Source organism: Alteripontixanthobacter muriae (assembly GCF_013336795.1).
GTDB classification, from domain to species: domain Bacteria; phylum Pseudomonadota; class Alphaproteobacteria; order Sphingomonadales; family Sphingomonadaceae; genus Pseudopontixanthobacter; species Pseudopontixanthobacter muriae.
This window is the reverse complement of the sequence record NZ_JAAFZT010000035.1, coordinates 75,878-97,222: the sequence shown is the minus strand read 5'-3', so window position 1 is coordinate 97,222 and position 21,345 is coordinate 75,878. Positions and strand designations below refer to the sequence as shown.

20 protein-coding genes and 1 pseudogene are annotated in these 21,345 nt (G+C 62.3%); 14 read left to right on the top strand and 7 right to left on the bottom strand.

The annotated features are described in order from the left end of the window. The first annotated feature begins 109 nt into the window (after window positions 1-109). From G7A66_RS10395 to wecC, 3 genes are all read left to right on the top strand, one after another. On the top strand, window positions 110-697 hold the full coding sequence (locus G7A66_RS10395) for a hypothetical protein (RefSeq protein ID WP_174295607.1): 588 nt from the start codon (window positions 110-112) through the stop codon (window positions 695-697). 60 nt (window positions 698-757) lie between these two features. Continuing rightward, window positions 758-1,879, top strand: a complete 1,122-nt coding sequence (gene wecB, locus G7A66_RS10390) for a non-hydrolyzing UDP-N-acetylglucosamine 2-epimerase (protein ID WP_174295606.1) — start codon at window positions 758-760, stop codon at window positions 1,877-1,879. Between the two features lie 77 nt (window positions 1,880-1,956). Then, window positions 1,957-3,258: a UDP-N-acetyl-D-mannosamine dehydrogenase gene (gene wecC, locus G7A66_RS10385; RefSeq protein ID WP_174295990.1), complete on the top strand. Its 1,302-nt coding sequence runs from the start codon at window positions 1,957-1,959 to the stop codon at window positions 3,256-3,258. A gap of 12 nt (window positions 3,259-3,270) precedes the next feature. Here the strand turns inward: wecC and G7A66_RS10380 are convergent. Further along, window positions 3,271-3,957: pseudogene (locus G7A66_RS10380) on the bottom strand (NAD-dependent epimerase/dehydratase family protein); the annotation flags it as partial. A gap of 52 nt (window positions 3,958-4,009) precedes the next feature. On the opposite strand from G7A66_RS10380, the gene G7A66_RS10375 reads away from it, so the two are divergent. After that, window positions 4,010-4,687 (top strand): NAD-dependent epimerase/dehydratase family protein, encoded by a 678-nt coding sequence (locus G7A66_RS10375; RefSeq protein ID WP_232366805.1) that lies wholly within the window; start codon window positions 4,010-4,012, stop codon window positions 4,685-4,687. A 488-nt stretch (window positions 4,688-5,175) separates the two neighbouring features. On the opposite strand, the gene fabI is transcribed toward G7A66_RS10375, so the two are convergent. The 3 genes from fabI to G7A66_RS10360 all read right to left on the bottom strand — a co-directional run bounded on the left by fabI (window position 5,176) and on the right by G7A66_RS10360 (window position 8,025). After that, window positions 5,176-5,982, bottom strand: a complete 807-nt coding sequence (gene fabI, locus G7A66_RS10370; RefSeq protein ID WP_174295605.1) for an enoyl-ACP reductase FabI — start codon at window positions 5,980-5,982, stop codon at window positions 5,176-5,178. Beyond that, window positions 5,979-6,980, bottom strand: a complete 1,002-nt coding sequence (locus G7A66_RS10365) for a YihY/virulence factor BrkB family protein (RefSeq protein WP_206675167.1) — start codon at window positions 6,978-6,980, stop codon at window positions 5,979-5,981. Before G7A66_RS10365 ends, fabI begins: the two co-directional genes overlap by 4 nt. A 73-nt stretch (window positions 6,981-7,053) precedes the next feature. Beyond that, on the bottom strand, window positions 7,054-8,025 hold the full coding sequence (locus G7A66_RS10360) for a DnaJ C-terminal domain-containing protein (protein WP_174295604.1): 972 nt from the start codon (window positions 8,023-8,025) through the stop codon (window positions 7,054-7,056). A 138-nt stretch (window positions 8,026-8,163) separates the two neighbouring features. Here G7A66_RS10360 and pdxH point away from each other — a divergent pair, with 138 nt between their 5' ends. Genes pdxH through G7A66_RS10345 form a run of 3 tightly spaced genes read left to right on the top strand, consistent with a single transcriptional unit; the run spans window position 8,164 to window position 10,561 of the window. Next, window positions 8,164-8,796 (top strand): pyridoxamine 5'-phosphate oxidase, encoded by a 633-nt coding sequence (gene pdxH / locus G7A66_RS10355; RefSeq protein WP_174295603.1) that lies wholly within the window; start codon window positions 8,164-8,166, stop codon window positions 8,794-8,796. After that, on the top strand, window positions 8,793-9,734 hold the full coding sequence (locus G7A66_RS10350; protein WP_174295602.1) for a cation diffusion facilitator family transporter: 942 nt from the start codon (window positions 8,793-8,795) through the stop codon (window positions 9,732-9,734). The genes pdxH and G7A66_RS10350 overlap by 4 nt, the downstream gene beginning before the upstream one ends. Before the next feature lie 2 nt (window positions 9,735-9,736). Further along, the gene (locus G7A66_RS10345) at window positions 9,737-10,561 is read left to right on the top strand and encodes a PhzF family phenazine biosynthesis protein (protein WP_174295601.1); all 825 of its coding nucleotides are present in this window, start codon (window positions 9,737-9,739) and stop codon (window positions 10,559-10,561) included. A 7-nt stretch (window positions 10,562-10,568) separates the two neighbouring features. On the opposite strand, the gene G7A66_RS10340 is transcribed toward G7A66_RS10345, so the two are convergent. Beyond that, on the bottom strand, window positions 10,569-11,696 hold the full coding sequence (locus G7A66_RS10340; RefSeq protein WP_174295600.1) for a serine hydrolase domain-containing protein: 1,128 nt from the start codon (window positions 11,694-11,696) through the stop codon (window positions 10,569-10,571). 29 nt (window positions 11,697-11,725) lie between these two features. Here G7A66_RS10340 and G7A66_RS10335 point away from each other — a divergent pair, with 29 nt between their 5' ends. Continuing rightward, complete coding sequence (locus G7A66_RS10335) at window positions 11,726-12,130, top strand: hypothetical protein (protein ID WP_232366804.1); 405 nt, start codon at window positions 11,726-11,728, stop codon at window positions 12,128-12,130. A gap of 84 nt (window positions 12,131-12,214) precedes the next feature. On the opposite strand, the gene G7A66_RS10330 is transcribed toward G7A66_RS10335, so the two are convergent. Beyond that, window positions 12,215-12,616, bottom strand: coding sequence for a hypothetical protein (locus tag G7A66_RS10330; RefSeq protein ID WP_174295599.1), 402 nt, complete (start codon window positions 12,614-12,616; stop codon window positions 12,215-12,217). A gap of 40 nt (window positions 12,617-12,656) precedes the next feature. Continuing rightward, the gene (gene mnmA / locus G7A66_RS10325) at window positions 12,657-13,847 is read right to left on the bottom strand and encodes a tRNA 2-thiouridine(34) synthase MnmA (RefSeq protein WP_174295598.1); all 1,191 of its coding nucleotides are present in this window, start codon (window positions 13,845-13,847) and stop codon (window positions 12,657-12,659) included. 140 nt (window positions 13,848-13,987) lie between these two features. Between mnmA and G7A66_RS10320 the strand changes: the two genes are divergently transcribed. The 6 genes from G7A66_RS10320 to G7A66_RS10295 all read left to right on the top strand — a co-directional run bounded on the left by G7A66_RS10320 (window position 13,988) and on the right by G7A66_RS10295 (window position 21,343). Continuing rightward, window positions 13,988-14,206, top strand: coding sequence for a hypothetical protein (locus tag G7A66_RS10320; protein ID WP_174295597.1), 219 nt, complete (start codon window positions 13,988-13,990; stop codon window positions 14,204-14,206). A 100-nt stretch (window positions 14,207-14,306) separates the two neighbouring features. After that, window positions 14,307-14,606 (top strand): CtrA inhibitor SciP, encoded by a 300-nt coding sequence (gene sciP / locus G7A66_RS10315; RefSeq protein ID WP_174295596.1) that lies wholly within the window; start codon window positions 14,307-14,309, stop codon window positions 14,604-14,606. A 198-nt stretch (window positions 14,607-14,804) separates the two neighbouring features. Continuing rightward, entirely contained in the window at window positions 14,805-15,068 is a 264-nt protein-coding gene (locus tag G7A66_RS10310) for a GlsB/YeaQ/YmgE family stress response membrane protein (protein WP_174295595.1), read from the top strand. A 243-nt stretch (window positions 15,069-15,311) separates the two neighbouring features. Beyond that, window positions 15,312-16,568: an efflux RND transporter periplasmic adaptor subunit gene (locus G7A66_RS10305; RefSeq protein ID WP_232366803.1), complete on the top strand. Its 1,257-nt coding sequence runs from the start codon at window positions 15,312-15,314 to the stop codon at window positions 16,566-16,568. A gap of 12 nt (window positions 16,569-16,580) precedes the next feature. Next, window positions 16,581-20,009: an efflux RND transporter permease subunit gene (locus tag G7A66_RS10300; RefSeq protein WP_174295594.1), complete on the top strand. Its 3,429-nt coding sequence runs from the start codon at window positions 16,581-16,583 to the stop codon at window positions 20,007-20,009. Window positions 20,010-20,092: 83 nt separating this feature from the next. Then, a complete protein-coding gene (locus tag G7A66_RS10295) occupies window positions 20,093-21,343 on the top strand; it encodes a DUF445 domain-containing protein (protein WP_174295986.1) in 1,251 nt (416 codons plus the stop codon). Window positions 21,344-21,345: the final 2 nt, after the last annotated feature.

Here is a 21,345-nt window from a genome sequence, read left to right as displayed (position 1 = left end):
CGATCCGGAACACCGGCGCGTTCCGCACGCTTCATATATGGTTCAGCGCAGGAATTGCCTGTTGCAGACCAGCCGAACGCCAGAAACGAGTCCAGAAACGAGTATCGCCATGAAAAGCCTGATTTCCGCCGCCCTGTTCGCCGCCACTCTCGGTTTCTCCGCGCCTGTCATGGCGCAGGCCGCAGCGGATGGTGTCGTGGGTACGGGCGAGGAGCAATACCGTATGGTGATCGTCTATGGCGATGACGAAGTGCCCGCCGCTGTCGGTGAGGAGATTGTCGTGGTCGCCCGCCTGCCCGAGGCTGACCGCTTCCGCATTCCGGAAAATCTGCGCTTCAGCGACGATCCAGCGAACGAAAGCTGGGCGCAGCGGGTCGAACGGCTGGAGATGATCGGCGACTTCGGTACGCTGTCCTGTTCGACCGCGGGCGCGGGCGGTTTCACCGGCTGCACGCAGGAACTAATCCGCCGCGCCTATGGCGAGAAGGAAACGGCTCAATCCGTCCGTTTCGGACAGCTGATCGCGGCCGCCCGTGCCGAACGCCTGTCGACCATCGATGCCGAAGCTGCAGCGGAACAGGAGCGGGTCGAACAGATCGAGCGCGAATATATGCAGCGCCTGGAGGCCGAGCGCGAGGCCGAACTGCCGGACGCTGCTGCACCTGAAGGCAGCCTTGTCGTGCCGCCGCAGGGCTGACGCTGCTCGCTCTCTGGCCGCCTTCGTGCCTGTTAACCGGCGTCAGGTAAGGCACGCAGAATGACCGTGCTGCGCAAAGTTCTCAGTATTTTCGGGACCCGTCCCGAAGCCATCAAGATGTTTCCGCTGTGCCACGCACTCGCGGCCGACGCCCGGTTTGATGCGCGAATCTGCGTGTCGGGCCAGCATCGCGGCATGCTGGACCAGGTGCTGGAAATTGCGGAGCTGCGCCCCGATCACGATCTCGACCTGATGAAGCCCAACCAGTCATTGGACGCGCTCACGTCGGGGCTGCTCACCGGCATCGGATCGGTGCTGGATGCCGAGAAGCCTGATATAGTTGTGGTCCAGGGCGACACGGCAACCGCCATGTGCGGCGCACTGGCGGCCTATTACCGCAAGATCCCCGTCGCGCATGTCGAGGCGGGGCTGCGCAGCGGCAATATTCACCACCCCTGGCCGGAAGAAGTGAATCGCAAGATCGTCGGCAGTTTCGCACGGTGGCATTTCGCTCCGACGGAAACCGCCGCCGCCGCTCTCAGGCGGGAGAATGTGGAACCCGGTGCCATTCACGTCACCGGCAATACCGTGATCGATGCGCTGCACTGGATCAGTAGTCGCATTGCCGATCAACCGAGCTTGGCGGCGGGACTTGCGCCGGTGGAGCAGCGCTTCGAAGGGCGTCGCATAATCGGGGTGACCAGTCACAGACGCGAGAATTTTGGCGAAGGCATGGCGTCAATTGCCGCCGCCATTCGCGACATCGCGCAGTTGGAAGACGTTGCGATCATCTTCCCTCTGCATTTGAATCCCAATGTCCGGAAAATCATGGACAGCGAGCTCGGCGGTCTGGACAATGTCGCGCTGATGGAGCCGCTGGACTACCTGCATTTTGCCCGCCTGCTCGATATCTCTACCTTGATGCTGACCGACAGCGGCGGCGTGCAGGAAGAAGCGCCGGCACTGGGCAAGCCAGTCCTGGTCATGCGCGAAACCACCGAAAGGCCGGAAGGTGTGGAGGCCGGAACGGCGCGGCTGGTGGGCACGGACCGGCATCGCATCGTCGCCGAAACCCGCCGCCTGCTCGAGGATCGGCACGCTTATGCGGCCATGGCCCGGGCGCATAATCCTTTCGGCGATGGCAAGGCCGTGCCGCGGATCGTCGACGTGCTGGCCCGCTGAACCGAGATCGTTACTGCAATCTTTACCGGCACCGCGCTATGGCGATCGGCACTGACTGAATGAAACGGGAAAAGCGAATGCGCGGCGAGAGCAAACCTGAGGTCTGCGTGATCGGCCTTGGCTATATCGGGCTGCCGACTGCGGCGATCATCGCACGGGCCAATTGTCGTGTCATCGGGGTCGATGTGTCGCAGCAGGTGGTGGATACCATCAATCGCGGCGAAATCCATATCGAGGAAGTGGATCTGGACGGGCTGGTCCACGGCGTAGTGCAGCGCGGTTTGCTCAAGGCCAGCAACGAAGTGCAGGCTGCCGATGTCTTCGTCATTGCGGTGCCGACTCCCTTCGTGAAGGATGGCGATCACACGCCCGACCTGTCCTATGTCATGAGCGCCGCCGACGATCTGGCGATCGTTGTGAAGAAGGGTGACACGATCATCCTCGAATCGACCTGCCCGGTTGGGACAACGGACAAGATGCGCGACCGGATTGCCGCGTTGCGTCCCGATCTGGGCATGCCGGGGCTTGCCGTCGGCACGCCGGACGTGGCCATCGCCTATTGCCCCGAACGCGTGCTGCCTGGACGTATCCTCGAGGAACTGGCGAATAACGACCGCTCCATCGGCGGCATCACCCCCCGCTGCGCGCGCAAGGCCCTGGCCTTCTACAAGCGCTTCGTTCGCGGCACCTGTGTGACCACCGACGCACGGAGCGCGGAGATGTGCAAGCTGGTCGAAAACGCGTACCGCGATGTGAACATCGCTTTCGCGAACGAGCTTTCGATGATTTCTGACACCATGGGGCTGGATGTCTGGGAGGTAATCCGCCTCGCCAATCGCCATCCGCGTGTGAATATCCTGCAGCCCGGGCCCGGTGTGGGAGGCCATTGCATCGCCGTGGATCCTTATTTCATTATCCACGGCGCGCCCGAACAATCGCCGCTGATCCGCACCGGAAGGGCCGTAAACGATGCCAAGATGCGGCATGTGATCGAGCATGCGACGCGTCTGGTCGGCGACAACCCGGGCCTGAAGGTCGGCTGCCTGGGCCTCGCCTTCAAGGCGAATATCGACGATTTTCGCGAAAGTCCCGCGCGGCTGGTTGCGGCAACCCTGGCCCGCCGCTTCGGCGAGCGGATCGCCATTGTCGAACCTTATGCTGAAAGACTGCCGAGAGAATTCGAGGACACCGGCGCAGCGCTGGTCGACATCGACACTGCTCTTGAGGAATGCGGCATCCTCATCGTGCTGGTAGACCACGATCTGTTCCGCGTGATTCCCGCCGAAGAACGCAGCCGCGCACTGGTCTATGACACCCGCGGCATCTGGCCGGATGTGGACGGAGAAGCGGCCGCAGGTGACTTGCGGCTGGCAAGTTGAAGCAGGCCTCAGTCAGACCCCGTGATAATCGCGGTACCAGCGCACGAATTCAGGCACGCCCTGCTCGATTGAAACGGCGGGTCTGTATCCGAGATTGTCGCTGATCGCGTCGATGTCGGCAAAGGTCTTGGGCACGTCGCCCGCCTACATCGGCAGAAATTCCGTGTTGGCCTTGCGGCCACAGGCATCCTCCAGCAATTCCACGACGCGCATCAGATGCTCGCTGCGGTTGTTGCCGATATTGTAGATGGCATGCGGCTTCATGCTGCCGCCCGGCTTGGCGATTCCATCATCGGCCGGCGGATTGTCCAGGCACGCAACGATGCCGCTGATGATGTCATCGATATAGGTGAAATCGTGGTACATGTCGCCGCCGTTGAAGATAGGAACGACGTCGCCGCCAGGGATTGCGCGGGTGAATTTCCAGAGCATCATGTCCGGCCTGCCCCATGGGCCATAGACGGTAAAGAACCGCATGCCGGTGAGCGGAAGGCGATAGAGATGCGCGTAGGACTCGCTCATCAATTCATCCGCTTTCTTGGTCGCGGCATAAAGCGAGAGCGGGTGATCCACCCGGTCCTCCACCGAAAAGGGCATGGAGGTATTGGCGCCATAGACCGATGACGAACTGGCATAGACCATGTGGCCGACCTCACAATGCCGCGCCAGTTCCAGCATGTTGAGATGGCCGAGTTCATTATCAGTATGATCCCGTGCAGACCACGAAAACAAGCGTCCATGGTGCCATTAATTGCTAGGTCTTGCGAAGCGCACGGGGGCTAAGATCCTGCAGGCGAGCACCTCAGAAGTTTACGGCGACCCCGCCATGCATCCTCAAAACGAATGCTACTGGGGTAATGTAAATCCCATTGGTGTACGTAGCTGCTATGATGAGGGTAAACGATGTGCCGAGACGTTGTTCTTTGACTATCATCGTCAAAACGATGTCAAGATAAAAGTCATGAGGATTTTCAACACGTACGGCCCGCGCATGCACCCAGAAGACGGCCGCGTAGTATCGAACTTTATTGTTCAGGCGCTACAAGGCGAGGAAATCACCATCTATGGAGACGGTTCTCAGACTCGCAGCTTTTGCTATGTCGACGATCTTATCGAAGGATTGATTCGGCTAATGGATACACCCGACGAGGTTACAGGGCCGATCAACATCGGCAATCCGCATGAATTTACAATATTAGATTTGGCAGAAAAGGTCGTCAGAGCGACAGGCAATAGGTCGAAACTTAGTTTTCACCCGCTCCCTTCCGATGATCCAACTCAACGGTGTCCTGATATCGCACTTGCAAGAAAGGTGCTCAACTGGGAACCGCAGATTCAGCTTGAGCAAGGCCTGGAAAAGACTATTCGCTATTTTGCGGCCTTGATTGCCGACGCTCGGACAAGCAAGCAGAAGCCGCAGGCGGGTTAATTTCGGCAGAGCAGAAAGAGTGCATATTTCGATGCATAGTAAAGATGCCATTTACTTCCCGACGTAAATACTTGTGAGATGCTTCTGTAGATAGGCTTTAATTATTTTCTAAATAGACGATTTGACGGCCAGGACGACAAGAGTACAGCCAATCCTGCTCTTACTTTTCGAAGTTCTATGATGACTACCCCAAATTAAACGTTAGCCAAAGAGCGGTGGACCACGTACGGCGTTCTTTATGCGGACAGTCAGCACTGTAGTTAACCCGAGTAGGTAAACCTGTAAACGCCCGCTCTTTACAATAAGGAGCAAGTTCGCGATCTATCTCGCCGAACTGTATTCTGTTGCCTTAAGCTCTTCGATCGAATAGCCGTTAATACAACAAATTGGCCACCGGTGATTTGCGTACCGTTTCAGGGCCTTCTGTATGCATCAACTGAAAGCTACAGAGAGCCGCTTGTCTTTTTGTTTGGAAAAGGTGACGGCGCTCAAGTCAAGCCGATATCTGGCGCATCTTCCTGTTTCATGCCGACAAGATGGTATCCTGCGTCGACATGATGAACTTCGCCGGTAACGCCTGACGACAGGTCGGACAGAAGATAAAGGCCTGCACCGCCGACATCGTCTATGGTGATGTTGCGGCGCAGCGGTGCGTTCAGCTCGTTCCATTTCAGGATGTAGCGGAAATCGCCGATGCCGCTGGCGGCCAGCGTCTTGACCGGCCCGGCGCTGAGCGCATTCACCCGTATGTTGCGCGGCCCAAGATCGTTGGCGAGATATTGAACACTCGACTCCAGCGCCGCCTTCGCCACGCCCATCACGTTGTAGTGAGGAATGACCTTTTCCGCGCCGTAATAGGTCAGGGTGATTATCGAGCCGCCGCTTTCCGGCATCATTTCCACCGCGCGCTTGGTCACGGCAACGAGGCTGTAGGCGGAAATGTTCATCGTCATCAGGAAATTGTCGAGGCTGGTATCGAGATAATGGCCGCGCAATTCGCTCTTGTCGGAAAATCCGATGGCGTGGACCACGAAATCGAGCGTTTCCCAGCGGCTCTTCAATGTGTCGAAAGCGGTGTCCAGCGCCGCCATGTCGGACACGTCGCATTCGAAAACGAAGTCGCTGCCAAGCTGAGCGGCCAGCGGTTCGACCCGCTTCTTCAGGGCGTCGCCCTGATAGGAAAAGGCGAGTTCGGCACCATGCTCCGACAGCTTCTTCGCAATGCCCCAGGCGAGCGACTTGTCGTTGGCGAGACCCATGATGAGGCCTCTCTTGCCGTGCATCAGACCGTTCATCCCGCGCCTTCCTCCATCGCCTTGTCCTGCCGGCGCCGTTCGTCCGCCTGGCCGATAACGTCCATTTCTTCAGGCGTTTCCGCCAGGGCCGCGTTCAGTTCCGCGCCGACGACGACCCCTAGCCCGACCAGCCAGAAAAAGAAAAGCGCGATCATGATCCCGGCCATGCTGCCGTAGGTCAGGTCGAGCGTGAAGAAGCTGCGCAGAACCGGCGGCAGGGCCATGGTAACGACCACCCACCAGACGGTCACCGCCAGTGCACCCGGCCATTTGGGATAGGCGCGGTCGCGATAGCCGTGAGGCGTCAAGGTGTAGAACAGCAGGTAGATCGAACCGAACAGGCCCAGCGCGGGCACGATCCGCGTCAGTTGCAACTGCGTGGCTGCACTGACGAGATTGGGCAGGTATGCAGAGATTACCTCCTGAACGGCACCGATCACCACTTGGGCGATCAGCGACAGCATCAGGATGATCACTGCGGCCAGGATGATACCGAAGGACAACAGCCGATACCGCCAGAACGCCAGCGTCGCCAGAGTGCCGTAAGCCCGGCGCAGGATGTCGCGTATGGTTTCGACAAGGCTCGATACCGTCCAGAGCCCCACCGCGCCGCCGATCCAGAGCAGCCACCCGCTGCGGGCGTTGATCACATCGAGGGCAACGGGTTCGATCACGTCGGCAACAACGGGCGGCAGTGCGAGGAGAATGGCGTTGATCGTCGCCGCGCGTTCGCTTTCTTCGCCAAAAACGGAAAAGATCGCCGCACCGGTGATGAAGAAGGGGAAGATCGCCAGCAGCGCCATATAGGCGAGATTGCCCGCGTGAATGAAACCGTCGTTATACGTGCCGATCGCGACCCGGCGTAGCACTTCCCACGTCCGGCTCCCCGGCCCGACCTTGCGCGTGACCCGGTGCCGCAGCGCCTGCTGGCGCCGGGCCTCGGGCGTGAGGTCTTCGGGAAGGCGTTCTTCCGGCGGGACAATCGTGCTTTCGGCCAAACCTACCCCGTCTGCGTGGTGCGCTGGTTGGGAAACTGGTCGCGGAACGTCGGACCTCCGTCAGACTTTCCCTTCAGACTCCCAAGCCGCTGCGTGGGTTGCTGCCGTCTTTCCAGCCTTCCAGCCGCTTTGCAAGTTCTGCGGTATCGCCGGGCAGTTCGATCTGCAGCGTGACGCGCTGGTCGCCCCGGCCGCCCGCCTTTGTCGTGAAGCCCTTGCCCTTGAGGCGCAGAACCTTGCCGCCGCTGGTGCCGGGCGCCAGAGTCATCATGACCGGCCCGTCCACGGTGGGAACGCGCACCTTCGCGCCGTTCACCGCCTCGTCCAGGGTGATCGGCAGGTCCAGTTCCACATTGTCGCCTTCGCGCCGATAGAAGGGATGCGGGTCGATGTTGATCGTAACCAACCCATCGCCAGCGCCGCCGGGGCCTGGTTGTCCCTTGCCCTTCAGCCGCATCTGGGTTCCGTCCTCAACGCCGGCGGGCAGTTTGAGGTCGATCGTCTTGCCGTCCGACAGCGTTATCCGCTGGTCGGCGCGGGTCGCCGCATCGACAAAGGGAACGCGCAGCCGATACTGGATGTCGGCGCCTTTCTGCGGCGGGGGCGGTCTGCGGCCCTGAAAGCCGCCGCCCATACCGCCCGGTGCCCCGCCTGCACGCCCGCCGAACAGGCCTTCGAAAATATCGCCGAGATCGGGCTCGCCCGCCCCGCCGAAGCCCTGAAAATCCTCGGGCCGGAAGCCGCCTTGTGGCCCGCCTGCCGACCGGCCGCCGCCCATACCGCCGAAGCCGCCGCCCATTCCGCCGCCGAAGGGGCTGGTCGGATTGCCTTCGCCGTCGATCTCGCCCCGGTCGAACTGGGCGCGCTTCTTGGCATCGGACAGCAGATCGTAGGCGTTCGTCACCTTGCTGAACTTCTCCGATGCCTGCGGATTGTCCTTGTTGCGGTCGGGGTGCAATTCCTTCGCCAGCTTGCGATAGGCGCTCTTGATATCCTTCTCGGATGCGGAACGGGTTATACCAAGTGTCTGATAGGGGTCGGCCATGGTGTGACAGCTAGGTAATGCACCGCGGCAGCGCAAGCGTGCCGCAATGGCGCGGTGCACTTTCCTCCCGCCGCCATTGAAGCTAGGGCCGGCTCACTATCGGCAGCGACCGGATATGGTCGGAACAGGAGCCTTCGCATGGCGGACGATCTGGCAACCAGCGCTATACCCGGCGTCAGCGATCAGGACGGCGATCCCTTCCGCTTGTTCGACCTTTGGTTCGCAGAGGCACAGGACAGCGAACCCAACGATCCCAATGCGATGGCCCTGGCGACCGCCACGCCTGACGGCATCCCGTCCGTACGCATGGTGCTGTTGAAGGAGCATGCGCCGGAAGAGGGCTTTACCTTCTACACCAATGCGCAGAGCCGCAAGGGCACCGAGATCCGCGCCAATGGCCATGCCGCTCTGCTGTTTCATTGGAAGAGCCTGCGCCGTCAGATCCGCATCGAAGGGCCGTTGCAGGAAGTCAGTGCCGAACGGGCGGACGCCTATTTCCATTCCCGCGGCCGCGATTCGCAGATCGGTTCAGCCGCATCCGACCAGTCGCGCCCCTTGCCGACCCGTGCGACCTATCTCGCCCGGATCGAGGAACTCGCCGCCCGCTTTCCCGAAGGGGATGTGCCGCGTCCCGATCACTGGACGGGCTTTACCCTGAGACCCGACCGAATGGAGTTCTGGCTCGACCGCCCCAATCGCCTCCACGATCGGCGCCTGTTCACGCGCCGACCGGGTGAAACGGGCTGGGCAGATACGCTGCTGTACCCGTGAGCACGCACTCATCCGATGCCGCGCTGACCCGCAGCGCTGCCTATGCCTCCATCGCCACGGCGCTGTTCCTGGCGGTGCTGAAGGGCTGGGCGACATGGCGCACGGGCAGCGCCGCGATGCTCGGCAGCCTCGCCGATACGGGTCTGGACCTCGTCGCCAGTATCGCGACGCTGGCAGGCGTCTGGATCGCCGCGCAACCGGCGGACCGGGAACATCGCTTCGGCCACGGCAAGGCGGAGGCCTTGTCCGCCATGTTCCAGGTAATGCTGATCGGCGTGTCGGCCGTTGCCATCGCTTGGCGTTCCGCCGTGCAATTGGTGGGCGGAGGACGCACGGCGGCGGCAGAAGAGGGCATCGCCGTCTCCGTCGCCGCGATTGTCGCGACTCTTGCGCTTATCGCCTGGCAGCGCCACGTGATCGCCCGCACCGGATCGGTCGCGATCAAGGCCGACAATGTGCATTACCAGTCCGACCTGCTGCTCAACGCGGCGGTCATCGCTGCGCTGGTGCTCGATCAATATCTCGGGCTGGGCGCGGCGGACCCGGTCATCGGCCTCGCCATCGCCGCCTGGCTGGCCTGGGGCGCGTGGCGCGCGGGGCTGGAAGCGGTGGACCATCTGATGGACCGCGAATGGCCCGAAGACAAGCGCCAGCGCTTCGTCGAGATTGCGGCCACGCACCCGCAGCTCAGCAATCTGCACGATCTACGCACGCGCACCAGCGGAGCGCATGATTTCGTGCAGTTTCACGTCGACATGCCGGCTGGAATGACGGTGCAGGAGGCGCACGATATCCTCGAAGACGTGGAACGCGACTTGTGCCGGCATTTCCCCGGCATGGAACTGTTGATCCACATCGACCCCGAAGGCCATGTCGATAAGCCCGACGATCCGCTGGTGGAGGAAAATCTGTTCGAATCGCTGGAAAAGGGAAGCTGAGGATGCGCGCCGTGACTCTCGATTACTGGCATGTCGATGCCTTCACCTGCACAGGCAATACGGGCTCGCCCCTGCCTTTCACCGGCAATCAGGCCGCCGTCATGCCGCTGGATGAATGGCTGCCCGACGCGACATTGCAGGCGATTGCAGCGGAGAACAATTTCGCCGAAACCGCTTTCGTCACCCGCGACGGGACCGATGCGGCGGATTGGAAGCTGCGCTGGTTTACGCCCACGGAAGAAGTGCGCCTGTGCGGCCATGCAACCATGGCGAGCGGGTACGCCCTGCTCACCCGCGATGGCGGGGACAAAGTCCGGTTCAGCACGCGCAAGGCCGGAGTTCTCGAGGTGCGGCGGGGCGACACGGGCTACGAACTTGCACTGCCCGCGATCCCTACGGTGCAGGGCGAGTGGGACGAGGCGGCCAAACTGCTCGGCGCCACTCCTCAGGAAATCTGGCGCAATGCGGATGGTTACGACATCTTTTTTTTCGAGAACGAGGCCGCCGTCCGGGCGCTCGATCCGGACATTCGCGGTCTGGGATTGCTGGGCGACAATCAGTTCATCTGCACCGCGCCAGGCAGGGACACTGATGTTGTCAGCCGGGTCTTCGTACCGGGAGGCGGCGCGGACGAGGACAGCTTCACGGGGTCTGCCCACGCAACGCTGACGCCCTTCTGGGCGGATCGACTGGGCAGGGCGGAATTTACCGCGCATCAGGCCTCGCGCCGGGGCGGAGATGCTTTGTGCCGGCTTGAGGAAGACCGGGCCGTGCTGACGGGCTCCTGCGTGACGGTGGTCGAAGGGCAGTTCCGCCTGCCCGAATAAAGCGGCCTTAGCGGCTGGGGTAGAGTTCCATGATGTCGGCCAGTTCCTGCAGCATGGGCGGGCGCTGGGCATCGTCGGAATGGCCGAGGCGCACCACTGTCAGCCGCTGATCCGGCGAGACCAGCACATATTGGCCCATATGGCCGATAGCCGCGAACATCGAATCGGGCGCGCGATCGGGAAACAGGGGGTGCTCACTTTCGCCCGTTTCGCGGTTGAGCCAGGTCTGCCCGCCATAATGCGGGCTGCGCGGGCTGGGGCTGGTCATGAGTTCCACCCACTTGCGCGGCACCAGTTGCGCGCCGCGATGAGAGCCCCCGTGGCGCAGGAATTCGCCGAACTTCGCCCAGTCGCGCGCATTGCCGTGGATCAGACTGCCGCCAATCAGCGTGCCGCTGGCATCGAATTCCGGCACCATCGAGTCCATGCCCAGCGGGTCGAACAGGCGCGCATGCAGGTATGAGGAAACCGCTTGTCGCCGCACCTCGGGATCGTCGCTCTGCGTCAGGACGCGGGCGGCGATGTCGGCCAGAATGACCGTGGTGTTGCTCGAATATTCGAAGGCGCGCCCCGGCTCGGCTTCGAGCGGCTGGCTTTCCGCCCATTCGGCCATATCGTCGCGGCCGTCCAGGAACAGCATCCGCACTTCGGAGGATTCGTAGGGCGGGTTGCCCGCTTCCGTGTGCCGCAGGCCCGATCGCATCTGCAGCAACTGGCGCAGGGTAATGTCGCTGCGCGGATCGCCGGGGCGCTGCCAGCGCGGTATCGGCGGGGTGCGATCCAGGTTCAGCCGCCCGTCGGCGACCAGCATCCCGATCATCACCGCCGTGATGGTCTTCGCCATCGACCAGCTGACGAAGCGGGTTTCCGGCCCGTAATCCGGGCCATACCGTTCTGCCGCAACCTCGCCCTCGTGCATCACCACCAGCGCTCGCGTATCGCCGAGCCGATCCTCGTCGATGAAAAGATCGTCGACCGCGCGGGCGAGTTGCTCCGTCGGCGCGCCCGGATCTTCGCTTACGGCGGCCAGTGCCATGCTCGACAACGGTTCGGGCGCTGCCACTTCATCGCTGCACGCGCCGAGGCTTGGCAGCAGGGCAAGGCAGGCGATAAGGGGGGCGGGCCGCAGCGTCATGGCGCGTCACTGGCATGGAGGTTTCCCGCTTGGCAACGACAAAACAGAAACGGCCCGCCTCGGGCGGTCGCCAGCGCCGCGGCACCGCGCCTGCCCCGCGCGGTTCAGGGGGGCGATCTTCTGGCCGGTGGTGGTGGATCGTCCTGTTGATCGGCGTGATCGGGGCGGGCGCTGCATATTATTACCGCGCGCCCATTCAGGGCTACACCGGTGCAGGCACGGCATACGCAGCGCGGGTGGGTTGTTCATGCCGATTCGTCGCGGGGCGCGATATCGAGGATTGCGAGAAGGACCGCATCGCCGGAATGGAAGCGATCTCGCTTTCAGAAGATCTGGCGTCCAAAAGCGTTACCGCCAGCTTCCCCCTGCTGAAGAGCGATACTGCGACCTATCGCGAGGGCTATGGCTGCGTCCTGCAGGAATATCGCGACTAGGGGTTTTCGGATGGAAGCCGGCACTCTGCATTGCCGGGCATGAGGGGTGGGGTTCGCGGAATGCCCGGGGGTGGGCAGACAGCGTCACCACGCGCTTGGCAGGCTTCGAAAGTGGCTCGACCTTTGCATCGGCCGCTGCTTCGGCCCGTTCCGCTGCGGCTCTTCTTTCCAGATAGGCCGAGGAGCAGACCGGTCGGGAACGCTGCGCGCTTCCGAGGTGTTATCGCGCTCACGGTCCATGGCCAGGATGCGGGCAGGAGCTTGGAGCAGACTGGCCCTTCCGTCCGGCCCATAGGTCAGACCGCGCATCGGCAGGTCCGATAGAGGCGAACCAGCCGCGCCGTCCGAAACAATGTAATTGTCTTCCGGAAGGTCGGATGCGCGATCGGAGAGCAGATAGAACACGGCTGGCAAGGCACAGAATGCCAGCAGTAGGATCAGCGCAAGCGGCGGAACATGCGTAGGCGGATGTGAGCGCATATCCATCGATGCCGGCTGTCAAGCGGGCCGTCTTTCGGGCCGTAATTCAGGCTGCCGCGCTGGTCGCATCGATCCAGCCGCCGCCAACCACCCGTTCTCCGGCATAAATCACCGCCGCCTGGCCCGGGGCGACGCCGAATTCGGCCTGAGCGAAATGCAGAATGATCGGATTTCCTTCACCCAGTTCGCCCACGACAGTGACGGGAACGGGTTTGGACAAGGACCGTACCTTGGCGGTTAGCGGTGCGTCGGGCAGCGGACCGATACGGTTCGTCTCGATGATCGTTGCGCTGTTTACCGCCAGCATCGCCTTGGGGCCGACGCGGACCTGCGCCGTGTCGGCATCGAGGCCGACCACATAGAGAGGCTCGGGCTGGCCGCCGATTTCCAGCCCGCGTCTTTGTCCGACGGTGAAGTGGACGATTCCCTCGTGCTGTCCCAGCACCTCGCCGGTTCTGGCATGCACGATCGGACCGGGGCGGGCACCTTCCGGTCGCAGCTTCTTCACCACCTTGGCGTAATCGCCATCGGGCACGAAGCAGATATCCTGGCTGTCGGGCTTCGCAGCGTTCCTCAAGCCCGCAGTGTCGGCCAGTTCGCGCACCTGCGTCTTGGGCATCCCGCCCAAGGGGAAGCGCAGGAAGTCCAGCTGATCCTCCGTCGTGGCATACAGGAAATATGACTGGTCGCGCGCCGGGTCGCAGGCGCGGTGCAGTTCCGGTCCGGCTGCGCCATTCTCGCGGCGCACGTAATGTCCGGTGGCGAGGCAGTCCGCCCCCAGCTCACGCGCCATGCGGAACAGATCGGTGAATTTTGGCCCCATGTTGCAGCGAATGCAGGGCACCGGCGTGCGGCCCTTCAGGTAATCATCCGCAAAATTGTCGACAACGTCGTCGCGAAAGGCGCTCTCGTGGTCGAACACGTAATGCGCGATGCCCAGCCGGTCTGCAACCGCACGCGCATCGGCTATATCCTCTCCGGCGCAGCAGGCGCCCTTGCGCCCGGTGGCGGCACCATAGTCGAACAATTGCAGGGTTATGCCGATCACTTCAGCTCCGCTCCGGGCGGCGAGAGCGGCCACGACGGAGGAATCGACTCCGCCTGACATCGCGACGACGATGCGGCATTCGGCAGGCGGGCGCGGGAGTTCGAACACGGTCGACGGATCTTCGATCGAGCCGAAGGCTGAAGCCGGGGCCGATTGCGTGGTATCCTTGATGAAAGAGGGTGCGTTCATGCAGCCGCTCATACACGCGCAACGGTGATGGCGAAAGGGCGGGCGGGGGCGGCAAGGGTCCCGCAACCGGCCGGTAAGCCTAATATTCGCTGAAGGCGGCATTTACCGGATATTGACCATGCGACCGCTAAGTGAACGGCATGATCGAGATCAGCACATTGGAACGGTTCGGCTTCGACGCGGAAAAATCCGCCGGTGAACCTGACGACTCGCCGGAACTGCGGCCGCTTTTCTGGGCCGAGCTGACGGCCCGCCTCGCCGCCGCCCGCGACTTGCGGCATCTTCTGCGTGCCGAGGCGGATAGCGAACTTGACACGCATGGCGGGTCCGAAACGGAACAATCGCCATCGGTTAACTAGGGAAAACCGCCCGTTAACCAATTTGCTTTAGAGCATGGCAAACCACCACGATGCAATGCTCACCCCCGGTACAAGCGGACCGTGGCGACCGAGAGATACAATGATTGAAAACCAAGACATCAGGCCTGCGCAGGTCATTGGCCCACTCGGAGAGCCGCTGACGGTAGCCGATCTGCCGCCGCCGACCACGAAGCGATGGGTCGTTCGCCGCAAGGCGGAAGTGGTGGCCGCCGTCAATGGCGGGCTGCTGACGATGGATGAAGTGCTCGAGCGCTATGGCCTGACACTTGAGGAATTCGCTTCCTGGCAGCGTGCTGTCGACCGGTCGGGCATGCAGGGCCTTCGCGTCACGCGCATCCAGCATTATCGCGACCTGTATGAACGACAGCTCAAATATTGAGCACAGACGAGGGCTGCAGGAAAGCAGGCTTCTGATCAGGTCCGATTAAATCTGTCCGCCAGTATTGCTGGAAAACGGCCATAAATCCATCGCGCTGCCTTTCATCGCGCGTTTAGAGACGAAACAGCGGGAACAAGTGCAAGCCTGTCGTAGTTTCTCGTCTTGAAGTAAGAAAAGAACACTTCAGGAGGAAGTACTATGGAATGGATTATCGCGATCATCATCGGCGGTATCGCCGGTTGGCTCGCCAGCCTCGTCATGAACCGTGATGCCTCGATGGGCATCTTCTGGAACATCGTCGTCGGCATCATCGGATCGTTGATCGGCAATCTCATCGCAAATGCATTCGGCTGGGGCGGCACGATTCAGGAATTCTCGCTTACCGGCCTCATCATCGCTTTCGTCGGTGCCTGCGTTCTTCTGGCGATCGTGAACCTCGTGCAGCGTGGCCGCGTACGGTAAATACATATTTTAGCAGAATAGCTCGACGAAGGGCGGGTGCGGCGTTGCTGCACCCGCCTTTTCTCATTCTGCGGCCTGCTTCTATCAAGCAGGACTGCACGTTCGTCGGACGATAACGTCATCCGTCGACCAGTCGATTGCGCTGCCCACCGCGCCGGTATATGCACGCGCCCAGATACGCCCTGCCCTTGTCGGCAGGTGATTTAGGCGTATAACACACCGCGACTAAGCGAAGGCGGCCCGATGAATTACGAAACGACGATCGACTCAGGCTCTGCCCGCAGGCGGGACCCCGGAATGCACGATACAGGCTCTTCCGGCCTGTCGGCACCCATGCGCTCGGACGGCTTCGAAGGCGACGGCTACCACGAAGACGATGTCGCAGTTGCGAAAAAGCGTGCGCGCAAGAGGTGGGTCATCTTCGCCATCATCGCCGCGCTGGTTCTGGCCGCAGTCGCCTATTTCCTCATGGCCGGGGAAGAAGAAGCTGTAGCCGAGGTGGAGCAGGTGCCCACGGTCAGCGTCGTCTCACCGGGCAATGCCACTATCGAAGGATCCATTTCCGCCACCGGATCGCTGGCTGCACGCCGCGCCTTGCCGGTCGGTGTCGCGGGCGAAGGTGGGCGCGTCGTCGCCGTTCCCGTGGATGCCGGCGATTGGGTGAGCGAAGGCCAGACGCTGGCCATCATTGACCGGTCGGTTCAGAACCAGCAGGCCGCAGGCGCTTCGGCGCAGGTACAGGTGGCGCAGGCCGATGCCGACCTTGCCCAATCCAACCTCGACCGCGCCCTGCAGCTGGTTGATCGCGGCTTCATTTCCACAGCGGATGTCGACCGGCTGACGGCCACCCGCGATGCCGCCGTCGCCCGCGTGCGCGTGGCGCGTGCGCAGGCCAGCGAATTGCAGGCCCGCAACGAGCGACTCAACGTCACCGCGCCCGCCTCGGGCCTCGTGCTGGAACGCAATGTCGAACCCGGCCAGATCGTCGGTGCCGGTTCGGGTGCGCTCTTCGTTATCGCTCGCGGCGGCGAAATGGAGCTTCTGGCACGCGTTGGCGAAGACGATCTGTCGCGCCTGTCCGTCGGTGCGCCTGCGCAGGTGACGCCTGTCGGCAGCGAACAGACCCTCACCGGCCAGATCTGGCAGCTCGCGCCCACCATCGACGAGCAGACCCGCCAGGGCACTGCGCGCATCGCCCTGTCCTACGACCCGGCCCTGCGCCCGGGCGGTTTCGCCAGTGCCGTCATCAACAGCGGCACTGTCGTGGCGCCGGTACTGCCGGAGAGCGCGATTCTTTCCGACGAGCAGGGCAGCTATGTGCTGATCGTCGGCGAAGGCAACCGCCTGGTGCGGCGTGCCGTGACGACCGGCAACGTCACCGAGGAAGGCATCACCATCGCAGGCGGCCTGTCGGGGAATGAACGCATCGTGCTGCGGGCAGGCGGCTTCTACAGCGAGGGCGACGTCATCGCCCCCCAACAGGTGAGGCAGGGGTCGTAAGGGCCTGATTACATGAATCTGCGTAACATATCTGCCTGGTCGATCCGTAATCCGATCATTCCCATCATCCTGTTCATCGGGCTGATGATCGCCGGAATTCTGTCATTTTCCGGCATGCAGGTGAACAATAATCCGGATATCGATTTCCCGGCCGTCAACGTTACCGTGGCGCAGCCCGGTGCCGCGCCGACAGAGATCGAGACGCAGATCACGCAGAAGGTCGAGGCCGCGATCCGGTCGGTCAACGGAGTCGACGAGATTCAGTCGACGGCCAGCGAGGGGTCGAGCAACACCTTCGTTCAATTCGCCATCGGCACGGACTCGAACGAAGCCGTAAACGAGGTGAAGAATGCCGTTGACCAGATCCGCAGCGATCTGCCTGACGGCATTCTCGAGCCGCGAGTGACGAAGATCGATGCGGGCGGCGGCGGTCCGATCGGCTATTACGCGGTGCAGGCGGACGACATGACGATGGAGCAGCTGAGCTGGTTCATCGACGATACCGTTTCGCGCCGCCTCTTGGGCATTGAAGGCATGGCCGCGGTCAGCCGGGCTGGCGGGGTGGATCGTGAAATACGGGTGATCCTCGACCCGTCGCGAATGCAGTCGCTGGGCGTCACCGCAAGCCAGATCAACGCGGCTTTGCGCCAGGTGAATGTCGATGCCGCTGGTGGACAGGCCGAGATAGCCGGCTCGCGGCAATCCGTGCGCGTCCTCGGCAATGCCGATACTGCTTTTGATCTTTCGAACACGCGCATCAACCTCGGCAACGGCAACACCATCAGGCTGTCCGATGTCGCCAATGTCAGCGACAGCTTTTCAGAACAGCGGTCCATAGCCAAGCTGGGCGGGCGACAGGTCGTAACCTTCGGTTTCGAGCGGGCGAAGGGCGCGTCGGATGTCACGGTCTATGATGCCGCCATCGCTGAGCTGGAGGCGCTGGAGGAAGAAAACCCCGGCGTGACGTTCACCCAGCTTTTCACCACGGTTGATTACACCAAGAGCCAGTACGAAAGCTCGATGGCGGCGATGATCGAAGGCGCGCTGCTGGCGATCTTCGTTGTGTTCCTGTTCCTTCGCGACTGGCGCGCAACGATCATCAGCGCCATTGCCATTCCGCTGTCGGCCATTCCAGCCTTCTTCTTCATGGATTTGCTCGGGTTCACGCTGAACACGTTGTCGCTGCTAGCGCTCAGCCTCGTGGCGGGTGTGCTGGTCGATGACGCCATCGTCGAGATCGAGAATATCGTGCGTCATATGCGCATGGGCAAATCGGCCTATCAGGCGAGCATCGAGGCCGCTGACGAAATCGGCCTTGCCGTGGTCGCCACGACCTTTTCGATTGTCGCGGTCTTCATGCCGGTCGGGTTGATGCCGGGCATTTCGGGGCAGTTTTTCAAGAATTTCGGACTGACGGTCGTGATTGCGGTGCTGCTGTCGCTGCTTGTCGCCCGCATGATAACGCCCATGCTGGCAGCCTATTTCCTCAAGGCGCATGGCCATGCCAGCCACGGCGAGGGCCGAGCCATGGACCTGTACATGAAGGTGCTCGGCTGGACGCTGGAGTCCAAACATAGCCGCGCCATCCGCAGCCGTCTGCAGCCGGCACCGACCGGCTTCGCTTCACGCCTCGTCTTCGTTCTCGTCACGATCGCGACAATCGCGGCGTTTGGCGGCGCGACGTACTTCGCCTGGAGCTATCTCGGCGGGGCTGGCGTTCCCGCTTTACTGACGATGATTGCGGCGCTGATCGCCGGCGTTCTTGCGGCCTTCTTGTTTGCCGTGCTCGTCAGCTGGCTGTTGCGCAAATTGCCCGGGCGTTTCGGACAAGCCTATGCCTGGTTGTCAGGCCGGACACATGCGCGAATGCACGACCACCGCCTCTGGATGTTCGGCATCGGCGTTACAGCGTTAATCGGCACCTTTGCGCTGCTGGCCAATCTGCCGCAGCAGTTTCAGCCCACCATCAATGAGGATACCAGCCGCGTCAGCATCGAGATGGTGCCGGGCACGACCATCGAACAGACGGAAGCGGTGGCAGACAATGCCACGCGCCTGCTTGAGGCGCAGCCTGAGGTTCTCCGGGTTCTTGAGCGGGTGAATGAAGGCAGCGGCACTCTTTACGTCACCCTGACTCCGGATCGAGAGGCGACGAGCATCGAATTTGAGCGCCGCCTCGCGCCTGAACTGCAGGAAATTCCCGATGCCCGCATCTCGTTCGCTTCGCAATCCGGTGGATTCGGCACCGGTCGCGATATCTCGGTCATGCTGACGGGATCGGATCCCGATGTGCTCGATGCGACGGCGCAGACGCTGGTTCAGCAGATGCAGAGCCTGCCGGGCATCATCGCCCCGCGGGTTGACGCCGATCTGCAGCGGCCGGAACTGATCATCGAACCGCGCCTAGATCTCGCTGCGCAGCTTGGCGTCACCACCGCTGCACTCAGCCAGACGATCCGCATCGCGACGCTTGGCGAGATCGACCAGAATGCGGCAAAATTCTCGTTGAGCGACAGGCAGGTGCCGATCCGCGTCGTGCTGCCCGAAAGCTCGCGCCGCGATATCGGCACTATCGAAAACCTGCCGGTACCGACGGCTTCTGGCGGTTCGGTACCGCTGGACCGGGTGGCGGAAATCCGGTTCGGGTCCGGGCCCACGCAGATCCAGCGCTTTAACCAGTCCCGTCGTATTTTCGTCGGTGCGGACCTGGCGCAAGGGGCTGTGAAGGGGCCGGTGAACGAGGCCATTCAGCAATTGCCGATCATGCAAGATCTGCCCCCCGGCGTGTCGAACCGCCCCGTCGGTGAAGATGAATGGCAGGCCGAGATGATCAACAATTTCATGGTCGCGGTGGTCACCGGCGTCCTGCTGGTATTTGCCGTGCTGGTGCTGCTGTACAAACGCTTCGTGTCGCCGCTGGTGAACATGACCTCACTGCTGCTGGCACCGCTGGGCGGATTGCTGGCGATTTGGCTGATCGGGCAACCAGTCTCCATGCCGGTCTATATCGGCCTGCTGATGCTGCTTGGCATCGTGGCGAAGAACTCGATCCTGCTGATCGATTTCGCGATCGAGGAGATGGATTCTGGCGTGCCGAAATACACGGCGATCATGGATGCCGGGCACAAGCGTGCGCAGCCCATCGTCATGACTACGGTCGCGATGACCGCCGGCATGGTCCCCACCGCCCTTTCCCTGACGGGCGATGCGGCCTGGCGTGCCCCCATGGGCGTGACGGTGATCGGCGGGTTGATCGTGTCCACTTTCCTCACGCTGCTGATCGTTCCCGCCGGTTTCAGCCTCGCTGACGGCTTCGAAAAGCGCCTCGGCCCCTGGCTTCGCCGCACCTTCCTCACCTATCAGGACGGGGATGAGACAAGCTGGAGCGATCCTGACGAGGACGATCGCAGGGGCGGCGGGGTAGCGGTGCCGGCCGAATAGTGAAGCCCGCCGTAACACCGCCTTCTCCTCCGCAGCGCGTGGCCATGGCTGCCGCCGCAGAACAACCCGACCGGGCGCGCCGGATGCGGATCGCTGCGACCCTCATGCTCGTGCTCATGGCGGGATTATTCCTGCTGGCCCGCGAGTTCGAGCATCAGCACACCGCCTGGGGTTATCTGCATGCCTTTGCCGAGGCTGCCCTGGTTGGCGGCCTGGCGGACTGGTTCGCCGTCACCGCCCTGTTCCGGCGCCCCATGGGGCTTCCGATCCCGCACACGGCAATCATCCCTGAAAACAAGGATCGCATCGCCGATACGATGGCCGATTTCCTCAGGGCCAATTTCCTGACCCCCGCCGTCATCGCCCGACGCATGCAGTCGATGAACCTCGCCGCAGGTGCCGGCGCTTTTCTGACGGGACCGGCACAAGGGCCAAAAGGCGATAGTGAGGGGCTTCGCGGCAGGATCGGCGCCGGTGCCGGCGAACTGTTTGCAGAAGTGCTGGAATCTTTGGATCAGGAACGGCTTGGCGGTCAGGTGCAGGCCGGGCTGAAGGCGCAACTTGCACGTATCGAGATCGCGCCGCTGATGGGCCAGATGCTGTCCGCCGTTATTGCCGACAAGCGTCACCTGCCGCTGATCGATGCTTTCATCCGCTGGGCGGGAGTGACGCTGGAAGAGAACGAGCCGCTGGTCCGGGAAATGATCCAGAGCCGCGCCAATGCCTTTTTGCGTTTTGCCGGCCTGGACGAACGGCTCGCCAATTCAGTGCTGGATGGCATGTACCGCATGCTGGCCGAAGTCCTGGTCGACCCCGATCATCCGCTGCGCCGCAAAGTCGAGGATGGGCTGGAAAAGCTGGCGCACGATCTGGTTAACGATCCTGCGATGCGCGCGCGTGTCGAGGGGGTGAAAGAGGAATTGCTGGCCAATCCGGCGCTCGGCAATTGGTGGACAGGCGTGTGGGAGCGGATGCGCACCAGCCTCATCGCCATGGCGCGCGGCGGCGGCACGGCTGGCGAAGGCAAGTCGCAGATGGCGGGCTATTTCGCAGAACTGTCAGCCGAACTGGGCAAGGCGCTACAGGAAGACCGGCGCTTGCAGATCCAGATCAACCGCTTCGCCCGGCGGACGGCTGTGGGCGTGGCAACGCGCTACGGCGGGCAGATCGTGCGACTCGTTTCCGAAACGGTGCGCCGCTGGGACGCGCAGACAGTCACCAGCCGGATCGAGGGCGCTGTCGGCCGCGACCTTCAGTTCATCCGCATCAATGGCACTCTGGTCGGCGGATTGGTAGGGTTGACCATCCATTCTCTGGACGCCGTTTTCTCCTGACC